The organism is Streptomyces sp. Je 1-4 4N24, assembly GCF_026239515.1.
Classification (GTDB): domain Bacteria; phylum Actinomycetota; class Actinomycetes; order Streptomycetales; family Streptomycetaceae; genus Streptomyces; species Streptomyces nigrescens.
Map to the genome: position 1 here is coordinate 4,449,687 of NZ_CP110836.1, position 17,062 is coordinate 4,466,748.

The 17,062-nt window shown below is 72.0% G+C and carries 9 protein-coding genes; 5 read left to right on the top strand and 4 right to left on the bottom strand.

The features are described 5' to 3' along the window. The first annotated feature begins 19 nt into the window (after positions 1 to 19). Complete coding sequence (locus SLV14N_RS19250; RefSeq protein ID WP_263270307.1) at positions 20 to 4,321, top strand: PAS domain-containing protein; 4,302 nt, start codon at positions 20 to 22, stop codon at positions 4,319 to 4,321. Positions 4,322 to 4,404: 83 nt separating this feature from the next. On the opposite strand, the gene SLV14N_RS19255 is transcribed toward SLV14N_RS19250, so the two are convergent. Together SLV14N_RS19255 and SLV14N_RS19260 are read right to left on the bottom strand one after the other, a co-directional pair. Next, the gene (locus SLV14N_RS19255) at positions 4,405 to 6,054 is read right to left on the bottom strand and encodes a long-chain fatty acid--CoA ligase (RefSeq protein ID WP_263270309.1); all 1,650 of its coding nucleotides are present in this window, start codon (positions 6,052 to 6,054) and stop codon (positions 4,405 to 4,407) included. A gap of 164 nt (positions 6,055 to 6,218) precedes the next feature. After that, entirely contained in the window at positions 6,219 to 6,962 is a 744-nt protein-coding gene (locus SLV14N_RS19260; RefSeq protein ID WP_263270311.1) for a TetR/AcrR family transcriptional regulator, read from the bottom strand. Positions 6,963 to 7,102: 140 nt separating this feature from the next. Between SLV14N_RS19260 and SLV14N_RS19265 the strand changes: the two genes are divergently transcribed. Further along, entirely contained in the window at positions 7,103 to 8,557 is a 1,455-nt protein-coding gene (locus SLV14N_RS19265) for a serine hydrolase (protein WP_263270313.1), read from the top strand. A 280-nt stretch (positions 8,558 to 8,837) separates the two neighbouring features. Further along, on the top strand, positions 8,838 to 9,077 hold the full coding sequence (locus tag SLV14N_RS19270; RefSeq protein ID WP_208682202.1) for a hypothetical protein: 240 nt from the start codon (positions 8,838 to 8,840) through the stop codon (positions 9,075 to 9,077). Positions 9,078 to 9,121: 44 nt separating this feature from the next. Here the strand turns inward: SLV14N_RS19270 and SLV14N_RS19275 are convergent, their stop codons facing one another. Beyond that, the gene (locus SLV14N_RS19275; protein ID WP_259670421.1) at positions 9,122 to 10,951 is read right to left on the bottom strand and encodes a SpoIIE family protein phosphatase; all 1,830 of its coding nucleotides are present in this window, start codon (positions 10,949 to 10,951) and stop codon (positions 9,122 to 9,124) included. A gap of 369 nt (positions 10,952 to 11,320) precedes the next feature. Between SLV14N_RS19275 and SLV14N_RS19280 the strand changes: the two genes are divergently transcribed. Together SLV14N_RS19280 and SLV14N_RS19285 are read left to right on the top strand one after the other, a co-directional pair. Then, the gene (locus SLV14N_RS19280; protein WP_263273217.1) at positions 11,321 to 15,520 is read left to right on the top strand and encodes a HAMP domain-containing protein; all 4,200 of its coding nucleotides are present in this window, start codon (positions 11,321 to 11,323) and stop codon (positions 15,518 to 15,520) included. Continuing rightward, positions 15,517 to 16,386, top strand: coding sequence for a two-component system response regulator (locus SLV14N_RS19285; RefSeq protein ID WP_208682212.1), 870 nt, complete (start codon positions 15,517 to 15,519; stop codon positions 16,384 to 16,386). Before SLV14N_RS19280 ends, SLV14N_RS19285 begins: the two co-directional genes overlap by 4 nt. A gap of 45 nt (positions 16,387 to 16,431) precedes the next feature. Here SLV14N_RS19285 and SLV14N_RS19290 read toward each other — a convergent pair whose 3' ends face one another. Next, positions 16,432 to 16,986 carry a YciI family protein gene (locus SLV14N_RS19290; RefSeq protein ID WP_208687980.1) on the bottom strand — a complete coding sequence of 185 codons (555 nt, stop codon included), beginning with the start codon at positions 16,984 to 16,986 and terminating at the stop codon, positions 16,432 to 16,434. Positions 16,987 to 17,062: the final 76 nt, after the last annotated feature.

Consider the following 17,062-nt stretch of genomic DNA (forward strand, 5'->3'; position numbering starts at 1 on the left):
ACAGGGAGGAAGCGTCGTCGTGAGCAGCAGGCCATCCCGAGGCGCTGCTCGCCTCGCAGCCATACTCGACGCCCTCCCCGACGCGCTGTTGCTCGTCAACTGCAACGGCACGGTCGTCAACGCCAACACCATCGCGCTGGAGACCTTCGAGGCGCCGGGCACGGCCCTGGTGGGGCGCGGGCTGCTCGATCTGCTGCCGTCCTTCGACTCCAAGCGCATCCCGGGGTCCATGCGGCGCCGGGACGAGGAGACGGCAGAGGGCCGGACGAAGCCGACGCGGATGGTCGCGCGGCGTACGGACGGGACCGAGCTGCTGGTCGAGGTGACCAGTGCCAATCTCGAGGACGGCCGCACCCCGTACGAGTCGGCCTTCGAGGCCGCGTACGCCGATCACCGCAATGGCTATACGGGCAATGAGCTGCTGATGCTCGTCGTCCGGGATCTGACCGGGACGCTGGACACCGAGACCGAGCTGGCCCGCCAGCAGCGGCAGACCGAGATGATTCTGCGGGCCGCGGCCGAGGGTGTGGTCGGGGTCGATGCCGAGGGCAAGGTCGTGCTCGTCAATCCGTCCGCGGCGCAGATCCTGGGGTTCCGGGCGAGCGAGCTGGGCGGCAAGGAGCTGCATCCGCTGATCCACCACTCGCGGGCTGACGGCTCACCGCTGCCGTGGGAGGACACCCCGCTGGCCGACACCCTCAAGTCGGGGCGCAAGCACCGGGTGCGCGGGCAGGCGCTGTGGGCGAAGGACGGACGGGCGGTGTCCGTCGATCTGACGACGGCGCCGGTGCGGGACGGCGATCAGCTCGTCGGCGCGGTGATGACCTTCACCGACCGCCGGGCCTTCGACGCGCTGGCGGCCCGGCACACCCAGCTGCTGGCCGTCCTCGACCAGGCGCTGCGCGGGCCGCTGGAGGAGCTGAAGGGCGAGCTGGGCACGCTCGCGTCCGACCCGGCGGGCCAGCTCTGGCCCGAGGCGAACCAGATCCTGCACCACCTCGCGGCCGGGCACGCCCGGATGACGACGCTGGTGGACAACGTGCTGAGCTATCAGCGGCTGGACGCCGGCAAGGAGAAGCTCAACCGCACGAAGGTTTCGCTGGACGGTGTCGTCGCGGCGGGTGTGGAGGGCGCGATCGAGCTGATCGGTCCGGGCCGGGCGCAGTTCGCGGTGCATGCGCCGCCGATAGAGGCGACGGTCGACGCGGAGCGGATCGCTCAGGCGCTGTCGCATCTGATCGCGGATGTCGCGGGGGTGGACTCGACGGGCCGGATGCCGGCCGGTGAGGCCGCCGCGGGCGGGCGTTCGGGGCCGGTCCCCGGCGATTCGACGATCGTGGTGGCGGCGGCCAAGCGCGGTGATGTCGTACGGATCGAGGTGCGCGGCCCGTTCGGTGGCGGCGACCCGGTCCATGAGCCGATCGTCCGCGGCATCGTGCGGCAGCACGGCGGGCTGATGCAGACGCATGAGGTGCCCGGCGGCGGGCCCGGCGCGGGCGGCAGCTCGTATGTGCTGGAGCTGCCGGTGGCGGCGGACGGCACGTCCCCGGACGGTGCGACGGCCGGGGCGGACGTGCCGACCGGCAATGAGACCACGGTGATGCCGGTACCGGCGGCGCGTGCGCGCGGCACCCAGGGCAATGCGGCGGACCCGGGCAGCGGCTCCCAGGGGCCGGACGACGAGGGACACGAGGGCGGCGAGGGCCCCTCCGGCGGCGGGGGCGGTACCGGCGGGTCCGGTGAGCCGCTCGGCGGCGGTGGTGGCGAGCACGGCGCGGCGGTGCCGGACCAGGCGGGTGGGGCCCAGCCGACCGGCCGGCGGCGGGCGCGGCACTCGGGTGCGGAGCAGGGCGCGCATCCGGGCGGCCCCGAAGCCGGTGTTCCGCACGGTGCCGCCGGCGACGGCACGCAGGGTGCGGCGGGCCCGGGAGCGGTGGACGGCGGCACCCCGGGGGCGCACCCCCAGCACGGTGACGCCGCACGCGGTGCCCAGGGCGGCCCGGCCACGGACGGCAGGGGGCTGCCGCCCGGTATGGCGGGGGCCGAGGCCGTACCGCCGTCAGGACGGCGCCGGGCCCGGCAGGGGACCTCGGAGGGCGGCGGACTGCCCGCGCTCCCCTCGGGGGCGAGCGGGGCTCCGGAGCAGCAGCCGGTCCCCGCGGCGGGCACGCAGGGCCGGGGGCCGGCGGCCGGTCCGCAGGGGCCCGCGACGCCGCCGGCCAACGGGCCGGTGCCGGCCTCCGCATCGGCCCCCGCACCGGCGAGCCCGCAGATTCCAGGTCAGAGCCCGGCTCCGGAGCAGACTCCGGCGCCGGGCCGGCCGCACGTTCCGGGGCAGGCCACTGCCCCCGGCCAGGCGCCGGCCCCGGGGCCCCAGGGTCTCGGACCCGTCCAGACGGGCGGCCGGCGGGCGCGCCGGGCGCTGGCCGAGGCGCCCGAGCGGACCGCCCCGGGTGAGCGGGACCGGGCGTCGGCGGCCTCCGGGGCGCAGCAGTCGGCCGGTCCGCGTACCGCCTTCGCGCTGCCGCCCGCCGCCGCGGACCGGACCCCGGAATCGTCGGTGCCGGCGCTGGCCGCGACCGCCGACCAGGTGCCCGCGCAGTCGACCGGTCCGCAGGAGGCCGCCGGTACGGGACGCCGTCGGGCGCGTCGGCCGGTGGCCGGTGGCCCGGAGGCGGCGCTGCCCGCCGGGCAGCCGGGGCACGAGCTCGAAGCGTCCGCCAACTCCGGTGCGCCACAAGGGACATGGGACGCCGAGCCGACCGGCAGACGGCGGGCCAGACGGGCCGCGGCCGAGGAGCGCGCGGCGGCCGCGATGGCCGATTCCGAGTCGTCCGGCACCTTTGTCGCGGGCCCGGAGGGGCTCGTGGCGCAGCCCACCGAACCGGCCGAGGCGACGGGCACGGTCGGCGGCACGGCGTCCGGGATCGCCCCCGCGCCGGACGCCGGTGCACCCCGGACGCCCGACGCACCGCAGCCGTCCCCCACTCCCGTCGCACCTCAAGAACCCCAGAGCCCCCAGACTCCCACCGGCCGTCGGCGGGGCCGCCCCAGCCCCGCCGAAGAGGCCGCGGGCCCGCTGCCCGTGCCTCCGCAGGACCGGCCCGCCGCCGCGGCGCACCGTCAGCCGCTGCCGCCGGCCGCCGAGGACGACGGGCATGCCGCGGGGCACTCCCAGGGGCGGGCGTTCAGCGTGCGGACGCTCGGTCAGGGCGTGCCGTTCGCCCAGCAGATCGCCGATCAGCAGCGCCCGCCGGTGCCGCCCGGCAGCACCCCGCCCGGCGGCACGTCCGCCGGTTCGGGCCGCCGCCGTAAGCTTGCCGCGCCCCCGCAGGAGGGGCAGCGCGCGACGGCCGCCGAGCCCGCGCCCGGCGAGGCGCGTCCGCACCCCGGTGCACCGCAGCCGCAGCCGCAGCAGGCCCCGGCCCCGCCGCAGTCCCCGCCCCAGCCCCCGCCGCATCTGATGGATGCCAGCGAGGGCCGGGCCTTTGCGATCTCCGCGCCCGATGAGGGCAGTGAGGGCCCCGAGCCGCTGGACGGCCCGAACGGCGCCATAGAGGTGATGGACCGCCAGCCGATGCCGATGGACGACGAGCTGCCGCCGGAGCCGCTGGACAATCCGCGCCGGCTGCTGGTCTGGCCGGCGCCGGATGTCGCCACTCAACAGGCGCTGAGCGACCGTGGCTACCGCCCGGTGATCGTCAACTCCCGCGAGGAGGTGGACGCCCAGATCGCCGCGTACCCGGCGGCGCTCTTCGTCGACCCGCTGACGGGGCCGATCACCCGCACCGCGCTGCAGTCGCTGCGCCAGGCGGCGGGAGCGGCCGAGGTCCCGGTGCTGGTCACCGCCGGTCTGGGGCAGGCCACCCGGGAGGCCGCGTACGGCGCCGACCCGGCCGTGCTCCTCAAGGCGCTGGCCCCGCGCGACAGCGAGCAGCACCCGGCGCGGGTGCTGCTGATCGAGCAGAACGACGACATCGCGGGTGCCCTGACCATGTCGCTGGAGCGGCGGGGGATGCAGGTCGCACGGGCCGGCGGGGACACCGACGCGGTCACCCTCGCGACGCAGATGCGGCCGAACCTGGTCGTGATGGATCTGATGCAGGTGCGGCGCCGCCGGGCCGGCATCGTCGACTGGCTGCGCGCCAACGGGCTGCTCGACCACACGCCGCTGGTCGTCTACACCTCCGCCGACATGGACCCGGCGCAGCTGCCCCGGCTGGCGGCCGGCGAGACGGTGCTCTTCCTGGCGGAGCGCTCCACGAGCGCCGAGGTGCAGGCCCGGATCGTCGACCTGCTCGCCAAGATCGGCACGAACTGACCCCTGGTGGAGCCCGGACCGCCGGGCCCCACCAGGGGATGTCCTACGGGCCCCACCAGGGGATGTCCTAAGGGAGACACCCCCTACGCGAGCAGCGTCACGTCCAGCTCGCCCTCCGCGTACTGCTTGCGGAGCACCTTCTTGTCGAATTTGCCCACGCTCGTCTTGGGCACCGCCGGGATCACCGCCCACCGCTCCGGCAGCTGCCAGCGGGCGATCCGCTCGCCGAGGAACGCCTTCAGCTCCTCGTAGCCGATGGTCGCGCCCTGGTTGAGCACCACCGTCGCCAGCGGCCGCTCGCCCCACTTGTCGTCCGGTACGGCGACCACCGCGGCCTCCGCGACATGCGGGTGCGCCATCAGATGGTTCTCCAGCTCGACCGAGGAGATCCATTCGCCGCCGGACTTGATGACGTCCTTGGCGCGGTCGGTCAGTGTGAGGAAGCCGTTCGGGGTGATGGTGCCGACATCACCGGTGCGCAGCCAGCCGTCGGGGCTGAACTTGTCCTCGGGGCGCAGCGGTTCGCCCTGCGCGCCGCCGTAGTAGGCGCCCGCGATCCACGGGCCGCGGACCTCCAGCTCGCCCGCGGCCCGGCCGTCGCACGGAAGGCGCTCGCCGTTGGGGCCGATCAGCCGTGCCTCGACGGAGGCGGGGAAGCGGCCCTGGGTGGCGCGGTAGTTCCACTCCTCGTCGCCGCTGACGCCGGCCGGCGGGTGGGCGACGCTGCCGAGCGGGGAGGTCTCGGTCATGCCCCAGGCGTGTACGACGCGGATGCCGTGCCGCTCCTCGAAGCCGCGCATCAGGGCGGGCGGGCAGGCGGAGCCGCCGATGACGACCGTGTGCAGACAGGCGACATCCCTCTGCTTGGCGTCCAGTTCGGCGAGCAGGCCCTGCCAGATGGTGGGCACGGCGGCGCCGATGGTGGGCCGCAGGGTCTCGATCATCTCGGCGAGCGGCGCGGGCTGCAGGAAACGGTCCGGCATCAGCAGCGAGGCACCGGCCATGAACGCGGCGTGCGGCAGACCCCAGGCGTTGACGTGGAACATCGGCACGACCGGCAGGGTGAGGTCGCGTGAGCTGAGCGCGAACGCCTCGGCGGTGTTGACCTGCATCGAGTGCAGGTACAGCGAGCGGTGGCTGTAGAGGACGCCCTTGGGGTCGCCGGTGGTCCCGGAGGTGTAACAGAGCGCGGCGGCCTCCCGCTCGTCGATCTCCGGCCAGGCGTAGCTCTCCGGGCGTTCGGCGATCAGCGCTTCGTAGTCGTGCACCCGGGCCTGCGCGCCGCCGAGGACCGACAGGTCGCCGGGGCCCACGACGACGATGTGGCGGAGCTTCGGCAGCTGCGGGAGCAACGGGGCCAGCAGCGGCAGCAGCGTGCCGTTGACGAGCACGACCCGGTCCTCGGCGTGGTTGATGATCCACACCAGCTGCTCGGCGGGCAGCCGCAGATTGAGCGTGTGCAGCACCGCCCCCATGGAGGGGATCGCGAGATAGGCCTCCATGTGCTCCGCGTTGTTCCACATGAGCGTGCCGACCCGTTCCTCGTCGGCCACGGACAGCTCGTCGCGCAGCGCATGGGCCAGCTGTGCGGCCCGGCGGCCGATCTCGGCGAAGGTGCGCCGGTGCGGATCCCCCTCGGTCCAGGTGATGACCTGCGATTCCCCGTGAACCGTCGACCCGTGGGCCAGGATTCGCGAGACGGTGAGCGGTACGTCCTGCATCGTGCTGAGCACCGGGTGCCTCCGCTTTATACGGGCGGGTAATGGTGCTGAGATTGTCAACGCATACCAGTCGGTATGTCACGCCCCCAGAGGTGTGTTCTTGCCCGCTCAGGCGGCATATGGCCAGGAGCGGGGCCGGGTCCCGGGGCCGGGGCGGCCCCAGGGGTGCCGCCGGGCTATCCGCCCGTACGGTCGATACGGACCGCCAGCCCGTCGAGCACCCGCTGAAGGCCGTAGGCGAATTTGGCGTCGCGCGTCTCGCGGGGGTCCTTTTCCCGTAGGGCGGCGTACTGCTCCTGCAATTGGGGGTGCCCCTGGGCCGCCTCCTCGGCGGCCGGCAACAGGAGCTCCATCCACTCCTGTTCGCTCTCGCCGCCGCGGGCGAGCAGCGTCAGCCAGGCGGCCTCGCTGACGGCCATGCCGATGACGTACGCGGTCAGGGTGCTCACGGCGGCATCGGCCTCGTCCGCGGGGAAGCCCGCCGTGCGGAACATGCCGATCATGGCCTCGGAGATCCGCATCATGTTCGGACCGAGGTACGCCGCGCCCACGCCGCCGAGCACGGATGCCATCCACGGGTGCCGCAGGATCGCCGCCCGCAGGCTGTCGGCGCAGCCGCCGGCGGCGCCGCGCCAGCCCTCCCGGCCGTCGGCGTCCGGCACCTCGATCTCGCCGTAGACCTCGTCCACGACCAGTTCGATCAGCTCGTCCTTGTTGGTCACGTGGGAGTAGAAGGACGTGGCCCCGGCATTCAGACGGGTGCCGAGGCGCCGCAGGCTCAGGGCGTCGATCCCCTCCTCGTCGAGCAGCCGGACGGCCTCCGCCACGATCTGGCTCCGGCTCAGCGCGGGCTGCTCCCGCTTGCGGCGCTGCGGGCGCGTCCACACCGACGGGATCGGCTGCTTCTTGTCGACCGGCATCCGGCCTCCTCTCCTCGGCGGACACCCTAGCTCCAGGTCGTACATCGTGCGTGCTTGCGCACACCGCTCGGAAGTCCGTACAGTGTTCGGAGTAGCGCACAGCGTTCGAGTGTGCCTCGTCCGAAACCATGGAGACGCCCATGTCGGAGTACCTGAAGCAGGAAGCGACCAAGGCCGGAAGTCCGCTGCGCGGTGCGGGAGTTGACGCTCCGGCGTTCGACTCCGCCCGCTGGCAGGCGAGGCTCGACGAGCTCCTGGCGGCGCATCATGTGCCGGGCGCCGCCCTGGCCGTGGTCTCCGACGGCGCGGTCCACGAACTCGCGAGCGGAGTGCTGCACACCGGGACCCGGGTGGCGGTGAGCACGGACTCGGTGTTCCAGATCGGCTCGATCAGCAAGGGCTACACCGCCACCCTCGTGGTGCTGCTCGCCCACGCCGGAAAGCTGGACCTGGACGCACCGGTCACGGACGTCCTGCCGGACTTCGCCGTCGCCGACGCGGAGGCCACGAAGACCGTCACACCCCGGCAGTTGCTCAACCACACCAGCGGTATCGAGGGCGACTTCGTGAGTGACACCGGTCGCGGCGACGACTGCCTGGCGCGCTATGTGGAGGGCGTCAGGGACGTGGGCCTGACCAACCCGCCCGGCGCGACGATGTCGTACTCCAGCACCGCGTACAACATCCTCGGCCGGATCGTCGAGGTGGTGACGGGGCGGACCTGGGACGAGGCGCTCAAGGAGATGCTCTGTGTCCCGCTCGGCCTCGCGCACACGATGACGCTGCCCGAGGAGGTGCTCCGGTTCCGTGCGGCGATGGGACACATGGGCGAGCCGGGCGAGGACCCCGTCCCCACTCCGTTGTGGAACATGCTGCCCCGCTCGGCGGGTCCGTACGGCGGGATCTGTGCCACGGCGGGCGACGTGGCGCGGTTCGCCCGGCTCTTCGTCGACGGCGGCAGGACGCCGGACGGGAGCCAGGTGCTCGCGGCCGAGACCGTCGAGGCGATGCTCAGCCGCCAGGTCGAGATGCCCGACCAGTGGTCCCTCGGCGCCCATTGGGGCCTGGGCTGGGGCCTGTTCGAGTGGGACGGGGTACGCGGATTCGGCCATGACGGCAGCACCTTCGGGCAGCTGGCCTATCTGCGCGCCCTCCCGGAGGCAGGGATAGCCGTCGCCCTGCTGACCAACGGCGGGGCCGCCGCGCCGAAGGCCTTCGAGACGCTCTGCCGTGAACTGACCGCCGAGCTCGCCGGGGTGGGCATGCCGGAGTTCGGGCCGGCAGCGGAGGAACCAGCCGTGGACCCGGCGCCGTTCGTCGGCAGCTACCGCCGCGAGGGGTTCCTGATGACCGTCACCGACCGGCCCGCCGGGGAAGGGGTGCTGCGGGTGAAGTACGAGGGCGCCGACGGCCTCAAGGACACCTTCGAGCCGCTCTTCTGGAACCTCGTCCCGGTCTCGGACGCCCCGTCGAAGACAGTGTTCGCCGGGCGCCGCAACGAGAAGGACGGCTGGATACCGGTGGTGTTCTACGCCCTGGCGGACGGCTCCCGGTATGTGCACTTCGGGGTACGGGCCACGGCACAGTCCGGGTGAGCCGTCCCGGCCGGGCGTGGACGGCCGCGAACGGCTGGGGAGCACCCACGGCCCCGCCCCGGGCAGTGCGCCTGCACGACGGTTCGCCGGCGCCGCCGCCCCGCCGGGAAAGGCCGTCCCTTGTTCTCCCAGGTCAAATGTTCTCCCAGGTCAAAGCACGAGCAGCCGCCGTTCACCCGGAGGGATGGCCCTTACGGCACGTTGCTTGTGCCGTATCCGGACGGAGCAGCACGCTGACGATCATCCGGTTTCCCGGTTCCTCTCCTGACAGGAGCGTCATATGCGCCCCCACCTCGGTCGTTGCCTCGTCATTGCCGCCCTGGGCGGTGTCAGCGTCCTCGCCTGCGGCACCGCTCAGGCGGCGCCCACCACCGCACCGGCCCCGCGGGCTTCCGGCGACGGCCCTTCCCTCGGCCGCCCGCTGTTCGGCGGGCAGTTCGACCCCGTCGGCGGGCTGGGCGGGGGCGTGATCTCCGGTGGCGGAAGGCCGGTGGTCACCCAGGCCGGCGGCGGGATCTGATGCCACGGCGCTGACCGCCGGACACCGGCGGCCCGGCCGGCTGCTCACGGGCGCCGATCGGCCACCGGGGTCACCGCCTGGAGGACCAGCACCGACAGATCGTCCTCGACCGGGCCGGTACCGAAGTCGTGCGCGGCACGCCGTACGTGCTCGGCCAGGGCCTTGGCCCCCAGCCCCATACCGTCCCGCACCACCTCGATCAGACCGTCGTTGTCGTCCAACTGCCAGTTTCCGCAACGGCGTTCGGTGACACCGTCGGTCACGCACAGCAGCGTCTCGCCCGGGGCGAGGGCGAAGGTGCTGGCCTGGAATTCGGTGCCCCCGTCGATGCCGAGCAGCATCTGGGGTTCGGAGGCCGCCTCGACGGTGCCGTCGACGAACATGTGCAGCGGCGGCGGATGGCCGGCGGTGGCGACCGTGCAGCGGGCTCCGGGTGCGCCCGGGTCGACCTCCAGCTCGCCGTACAGCAGGCTCAGGAAGCGGGAGCTGGCCTGTTCGCCGCCCAGCTCCACCGCCTCCGCGCTCTCCTCGGCCATGGCGAGGTTCAGCCTGCCGAGCACCGACTCGACGCCATGGCCCTCGCGGGCCAACAGCCGCACCAGGTGGCGGGCCAGACCGGTGACGGACATCGCCTCCGGGTCCTTGCCCTGTACATCCCCGAGCAGGAAACACCAGCGGCGGTCGCCCATCGGGAAGACGTCGTAGAAGTCACCGCCGACGGTCTGGCCCTCGCCGTGCGGCTCGTAGACGATCGCGGTGTCGACGCCGGGGATGCTGGCGAGCGTCGCGGGCAGCTGCCGTCGCTGGAGCGCCAGGCTGATCGTGGTCTGCCGGGTGTACTGCCGGGCGGTGTACACGGCCTGTGCGACCCGGCGCGCCACATCCTCGACCATCCGCACCACGGTGTCGGTCATCTGGAGGTGCCCCGCCCGGCCGAGCAGCAGCATCCCCTGGTCGGTGTCCCGGGCGACCAGGGGGAAGGCCAGCGCGGACCCGCCCGAGGAGGACGCGCCGGCGCATTCCGGCCAGGGCCAGGGGGTACCGGCGCTGCGGATAAGGTCGGCCGGCGGGTCCAGCTCCAGGTCGGCGCGGAGCGGGGCGATCCGCCGCTCATCGACATGCCAGACCCGGGACAGCTGCATCCGGCCGCCCTCGGTGGTCAGCCAGATCGCGCACCAGTCAGCGAGCCGGGGCACCAGCAGCTGGGCGGCGAGCGCGGTGACCATGTCCTGGTCGAGCTGCCCGGCCAGCAGTTCGCTGGTCTCGGCGAGGAAAGACGGACCGCCGCGGTCCGCCCACTCGGCGGCGTACCCGTGCGGGCGGCGGCGCGGGGCAGCGGGCTGGGCCGCCGGACGCACCGCAGGCTCGGCGGCCCGTGCCTCGGGCCGGAACGTGGAGGCGACCGTTCCGGGCTCGCCCTCGGTGGCCTCCAGCCGGAACCACACGGTCTTCACCGACTTGCGGTAGGTCACGCCCCACGACTCCGCCAGCGCGCTCACCAGCTGCAGGCCGTATCCCGGCTCTCCGGTGCGGGCATCCACCCCACCGCGGACGCGCCGGGCGGGGTGGCGGTCGGAGACCTCCATCACCAGGCCCAGCTTGGCCGGGCGGTGCTCCCCGTCGCCGTCGGGGGAGGCCTGGTCGTGCTCCAGCCGGCAGGTCACATCGATCTCGGTACCGGCGTACATCACGGCATTGGTGACCAGTTCGCTGGTGAGCAGGACGGCGTCGTGGATGAGCTCCGCGTTGATCGCCGCCGCGCCGGGTCCTGCCGTGGCGGAGGGTGCGGCCGCCCGTTCGGTGAGCAGCGCGCGCACGAATTTCCGGGCGCCTGCGGCCGCGAGCTGGTTCGCGGGCAGCCCTTTTCGGGACACGGATTCCGTCGTGTGCGGGGAGGACAGCGCTACCACTGCGCCCCCTGGATATGCCGGGAAAAAGTAATTACGAGCGCTTTATACTATGTCATACCTGCCCAAATGGATCACTCTGCCCGACTGAATTTCCCCACATCGATCACTGGGGGATGGTGTGCCATGGCGCTCGACCCGGCCCGGCCCGAGTCTGCTTCTTCACCCCCGGAGCCTCCCGAGCCCTCTCAGCCCTCCAAGCCCTCCGGTCCGTCCGAGCCGTCGTCCGAGCCGTCGCCCGAGCCCACCGCGTCCGGCCGGCCCGTTCAGCCCGCCGCGCCCCCGCCCGACGGGCAGTGGGTACGCACGAGTGCGCTGCGGCCGCTGCTCGCGGCGATGAACGCGGTGCGCGACGGGGATTTCACCGCGCATGTGGAGAGCCTGCCGGACGGCGGCTCCACCGACGGTGTGCTGGCCGACATGGCCGGCGTCTTCAACCAGATCACCGCCCGCAACGCCCATCTCGCCTCCGAGCTGCAACGCGTCCGCAGCGAGATCATCCGGCAGGGCCGGCTGGATGAGCGGATCTCCGCGAGCCCCGGCCAGGGGACCTGGACATCGAACATCGACGCGGCCAACACCGTGCTCGAAGCGCTGGTGGTGCCGCTCGCCAAGGCCACCCGGGTGCTGGACGCGGTGGCCGACGGCGATCTGACCCAGCGCGTCGATCTGCACGACGGCAACCGCCAGCTCCGCGGCGATCTCCGCCGCCTGGGCAACGGCGTCAACCGCATGGTCGACCAGCTGTCGCTGTTCACCGGCGAGGTCACCCGCGTCGCCCGGGAGGTCGGCACCGAGGGCCGGCTGGGCGGCCGGGCCAAGGTCCAGGGGCTTTCGGGGGACTGGCTCCATGTGACCGAGGCGGTCAACACCATGGCGTCCCGGCTGACCGCGCAGGTGCGGGACATCGCCGTGGTCACCACCGCGGTGGCCACCGGCGACCTGACCCAGCAGGTGACGGTCGAGGCGACCGGTGAGCTGCTGGAGCTCAAGCTCACCGTCAACAAGATGGTGGACCAGCTGCGGGCGTTCGCCGACGAGGTCACCCGGGTCGCCCGCGAGGTCGGCACCGAAGGCCAGCTGGGCGGCCGGGCGCAGGTCAGGGGCGTCTCCGGGGTCTGGAAGGACCTCACCGACAACGTGAACTTCATGGCGTCCAACCTGACCTGGCAGGTGCGCAACATCGCCCAGGTGACCACGGCCGTGGCCAACGGTGACCTGAGCCAGAAGATCACCGTGGACGCCCGGGGCGAGATCCTCGAACTGAAGTCGACGATCAACACGATGGTCGACCAGCTCTCCGCCTTCGCCGACGAGGTCACCCGCGTCGCCCGCGAGGTCGGCACCGAAGGGCGGCTGGGTGGCCGGGCGCAGGTCAGGGGCGTCTCCGGGGTCTGGAAGGACCTCACCGAGAGCGTCAACTTCATGGCGGACAACCTGACGTCGCAGGTCCGCAACATCGCACTGGTCGCCACCGCCGTCGCGGAGGGCGACCTCGGCAAGACGATCACCGTCGAGGCCAAGGGCGAGATCCTGGAGCTGAAGTCGACGATCAACACGATGGTCGACCAGCTCTCCGCCTTCGCCGACGAGGTCACCCGCGTCGCCCGCGAGGTTGGCACGGAAGGGAACCTGGGCGGTCAGGCGCAGGTCAGGGACGTCTCCGGGGTCTGGAAGGACCTCACCGACAACGTCAACTTCATGGCGCTCAACCTGACGTCCCAGGTCCGCAACATCGCCCAGGTGACCACGGCCGTGGCCAACGGCGATCTGTCCAAGAAGATCGACGTCGATGCCCGCGGCGAGATCCTGGAGCTGAAGGAGACCGTCAACACGATGGTCCAGCAGCTGCGGGCCTTCGCGGACGAGGTCACCCGGGTCGCCCGTGAGGTGGGCACCGAGGGCCGGCTGGGCGGCCGGGCGCAGGTCCATGGCGTCTCCGGGGTCTGGAAGAACCTCACCGACAACGTCAACTCCATGGCGGACAACCTGACCTCCCAGGTCCGCAACATCGCCCAGGTCGCCACCGCCGTGGCCAAGGGCGATCTGTCCAAGAAGATCGACGTCGACGCCCGCGGCGAGATCCTGGAGCTGAAGACGACGATCAACACGATGGTCGACACCCTCTCCTCGTTCTCGTCCGAGGTGACCCGGGTGGCCCGCGAGGTCGGCAGCGAGGGCCAGCTCGGCGGCCAGGCCCGCGTCGAGGGCGTCTACGGCACCTGGAAGCGGCTGACCACCAGCGTCAACGAGCTGGCGCTGAACCTGACGACGCAGGTCCGGGCGATCGCCGAGGTGGCCAGCGCGGTCACCCAGGGCGATATGTCCGGCTCGATCACCGTGGACGCCCAGGGCGAGGTCGCCGCCCTGAAGAACAACGTCAACCTGATGGTCGCCAACCTCCGCGAGACCACCCGCGCCAAGGACTGGCTGGAGTCCAACCTGGCCCGTATCGCCGGCCTGATGCAGGGCCACCGCGACCTGGTCGAGGTCGCGGATCTGATCCTGCGCGAGCTGACCCCGCTGGTGAACGCGCAGTTCGGCGCGTTCTTCCTGGCCGAGGCGGGCGCCGAGCCGGGTGAGGGCCTGGAGCTGATCGCCGGTTACGGCACCGGCCAGCCCGAAGGCCGCCGTTCCCTGCCGCGGCTGCGGCTGGGCACCCCCGGCTGGGGCCTGATCACCCAGGCCGCCATGGAGAAGAAGCGGATCGTCGTCGAGGCCGTGCCGCCGGACTACATCACCATCAGCTCCGGACTCGGCGCCGCGGCCCCGGCCAGCATCGTCATCCTGCCCATCCTCTTCGAGGACCAGGTGCTGGGCGTCATCGAGCTGGCCTCGTTCAGCCGCTTCAGCGACGTCCACCTCGCCTTCATCGACCAGTTCGTGAACACCATCGGCGTCTCGATCAACACCATCATCGCCAACTCCCGTACGGAATCCCTGCTTTCGGAATCCCAGCGGCTGACCGCCGAACTCCGTCAGCGCTCCGACGAACTCCAGCTGACGAACGCCGAGTTGGAGGAGAAGGCGGCCCTGCTCGCGACCTCCTCCCAGTACAAGTCGGAATTCCTGGCGAACATGTCGCACGAGCTGCGCACCCCGCTGAATTCCCTGCTGGTGCTCTCCCGGCTGCTCGCCGACAACCCCGACGGCCGGCTCTCCCCGCAGGAGGTGGAGTTCGCCGTCACCATCCACCGCGCGGGCTCCGACCTGCTCCAGCTCATCAACGACATCCTGGACCTGTCGAAGATCGAGGCCGGCCGGATGGACGTCCACCCCAAGACCCTGCCGCTGATCAAACTCCTCGACTACGTCCGCGCCACCTTCCGGCCCCTCACCGTCGACCGCGGCCTCACCTTCGACGTCACGGTCGGCGAGAACGTCCCCAAGGAACTCTTCTCCGACGAACAACGCCTCCAGCAGATCCTCCGCAACCTCCTGTCCAACGCGGTGAAGTTCACCTCAACCGGCGGTGTGGAACTGATCGTCCAGCGCGTACCGGGCACGGATTTCGAAGAGGAATCCCTCCGCACCGCCGACGATGTCATCGCCCTCTCCGTCAAGGACACCGGCATCGGCATCTCGCCGGAGAAACTCGACGGCATCTTCGAGGCGTTCCAGCAGTCCGACGGCACCACCAACCGCAAATACGGCGGCACCGGCCTCGGCCTCTCCATCAGCCGCGATATGGCCGCGCTGCTCGGCGGCCGGATCATCGCCGAGAGCGAGCCGGGCGTCGGCTCGACCTTCACCCTGTATGTGCCCGCGCGCTACACCGGCCCCTTCCCCGCACCGAGCCCGACCGCCGCCACCCGCCCCGCGGACAGCACCGCACAGTCCGGCCCCGTCCTGGCCGAACAGCTCACGGCCAAGCCCGAACCACAGCGGAACGGGCCGGCCGGTGACCGCTTCCCCACCCCGGCGGACCGGGAGCTGACGCCTGCCGCGGGCGAGCACCCCACCGACGGCACCTCCGTCACCTGGCCCGAAACCACCCGCCTCAAGGACTGGCTCAGCGGACGCGCCGGCGAGGTGCTGGCCAAGCGCCGCATCCTCATCGTCGACGACGACATCCGCAATGTCTTCGCGCTCACGCACGTATTGGGCCGGGTCGGTATCAGCGTGAAGTACGCCGAAAACGGCCGCGAGGGCCTGGAAGTCCTCGACCGGACACCCGATGTCTCGCTGGTGCTGATGGACATCATGATGCCCGAAATGGATGGTTACGAGATGATCAAGGCGATCCGACAAGCGCCTCGATTCGCGGAGCTGCCGGTCATCGCGCTCACCGCGAAGGCCATGCCGGGCGACCGCGAAAAGGCGATCGAGAGCGGGGCCAACGACTACATCCCCAAGCCGATGGATGTGGACCGGCTGCTGTCCGTGATCTGCCGCCTCCTCGACCCGGAGCACGCCGATCCCTCGCCGCACCCTGACCCCGAGACCCCCGACAACCCCCCTGCCGCCGACGGCAGCGGCCACCAGGACGACCAGGACAACCAGGACGACCAGGGAACGACGGGGCAGGAATCATGACGACCACACCCGACACCTCATCCAGCATCCTCATCGTCGACGACATGGAGGAGAACCTGGTCGCACTGGAAGCCGTTCTGGGATCCCTCACCCAGAAAGTGGTCCGGGCGCGCTCCGGCGAAGAGGCCCTCAAGGCCATGCTCCGCGAGGAATTCGCGGTGGTGCTCATCGATGTGCTGATGCCGGGCATGAACGGCTTCGAGACCGCCGCCAACATCAAGGGCCTCGACCAGACCAAGGACGTCCCGATCATTCTCCTCACCGGCGCCTCGGTCGACCCCAACTACGCCTACCGCGGCTACACGGTCGGCGCCGCCGATTTCCTCATCAAGCCCTTCGACCCCTGGCTGCTGCGCACCAAGGTGAACGTCTTCCTGGACCTGCACCGCAAGAACCGCCAGCTGGCCGCCCAGGCCGAGCAGTTGAAACGCCTGCTGACCTCGGACGAACGCCCCGGCGGCGAGGGTCCGCCCGCCGCCCCGACGACCGCCGCGACCACGGCCACGACCGGAACGGACACGGGTGCACCCACGGCCCCGCCCGTGGTGTCGGCTTCGGCTCCGGCCTCACCCACGGCACCCCAGGAGTTCCCGGATCCGCAGCACCGCCCGGAACCCGGACAGCAGGCCGGGCATCCTCCCCTTCCCCCGGAGGGCCCCGGCGCCCCGGCGCCGTCCGAGCCGCTCCCGCAGCCGGCGGCCCCCGCCGCGGGCGACGCGTCCCGCCTCGCGGAAATCGCCGGCCAGCTCGCCGAGGTGGAACTCCTCCTGCGCGACGCGAAAGGCTCCGACAAGGAGCGCCTCGCCGACCGCATCGCCGAATTGGAGGCGTCGGTCGGGAGGCTGATGGTGAGCCGGGGGACCTGAAACGCCCGTGCCGTGCGCACCATCCGGCGACGCCCCGCTTCACGACTACGACCGTCCGCCGAACTGCCAGCGGTGCACCTCGACGTCGGCATACCGGTCCGGGGTGAGGACGGCACGTGCCGTGTCCGGGTCCGGCGCCCGCACCAGCGCCGCCGTCCCCAGCCAGGCGGCCCCGTCGTCGGACAGCAGCGGCCCGTACGCGATCAACTCGTCCTGCCCGGGCAAGGGCGGTACGACGAGGTCAACGGCCTGCCCCGCCCCCAGGCCGAGCACCAGATACCGGTTCCCCTCGATCGGGCCGCCGGGGAAATCCCACATGGTGCGCCCCAGCAGGTTGCGCCACCGACGCAGCATCACCTCGCGGTACACACCTGCCTGGTAGCCGGGCTCGCCGAAGGCGAACGCGCGGGCTGTGGCAGCATCCGGCAGGTCGACGATGTGCACACTGCCGGTGGGCACCTCGCCGTCGCCGGTGAGGGTCGGACCGCGGGCGATCATCTCCGCCGCATACCCGTCCATATAGGACCAGTGCTCTTCCAGCAGCTCGTCACGCAGCGCCAGGGAGTCGGACCGGTCGCGGTGGTAACAGAAGAATTCCATGCCCGCAGTCTTCAACATCCCGCGCACCTCGCCGCCAACGGCACACACGCTGCGTTGAGTTGGCCCTGGGCGACGT

Bases quoted from the DNA above. Each gene is read 5' to 3' on its own strand.
- SLV14N_RS19260 (WP_263270311.1), bottom strand. From the start codon at position 6,962: ATGCCGGTCGACAAGAAGCAGCCGATCCCGTCGGTGTGGACGCGCCCG.
- SLV14N_RS19265 (WP_263270313.1), top strand. From the start codon at position 7,103: ATGTCGGAGTACCTGAAGCAGGAAGCGACCAAGGCCGGAAGTCCGCTG.
- SLV14N_RS19270 (WP_208682202.1), top strand. From the start codon at position 8,838: ATGCGCCCCCACCTCGGTCGTTGCCTCGTCATTGCCGCCCTGGGCGGT.
- SLV14N_RS19280 (WP_263273217.1), top strand. From the start codon at position 11,321: ATGAACGCGGTGCGCGACGGGGATTTCACCGCGCATGTGGAGAGCCTG.
- SLV14N_RS19285 (WP_208682212.1), top strand. From the start codon at position 15,517: ATGACGACCACACCCGACACCTCATCCAGCATCCTCATCGTCGACGAC.
- SLV14N_RS19290 (WP_208687980.1), bottom strand. From the start codon at position 16,986: ATGGAATTCTTCTGTTACCACCGCGACCGGTCCGACTCCCTGGCGCTG.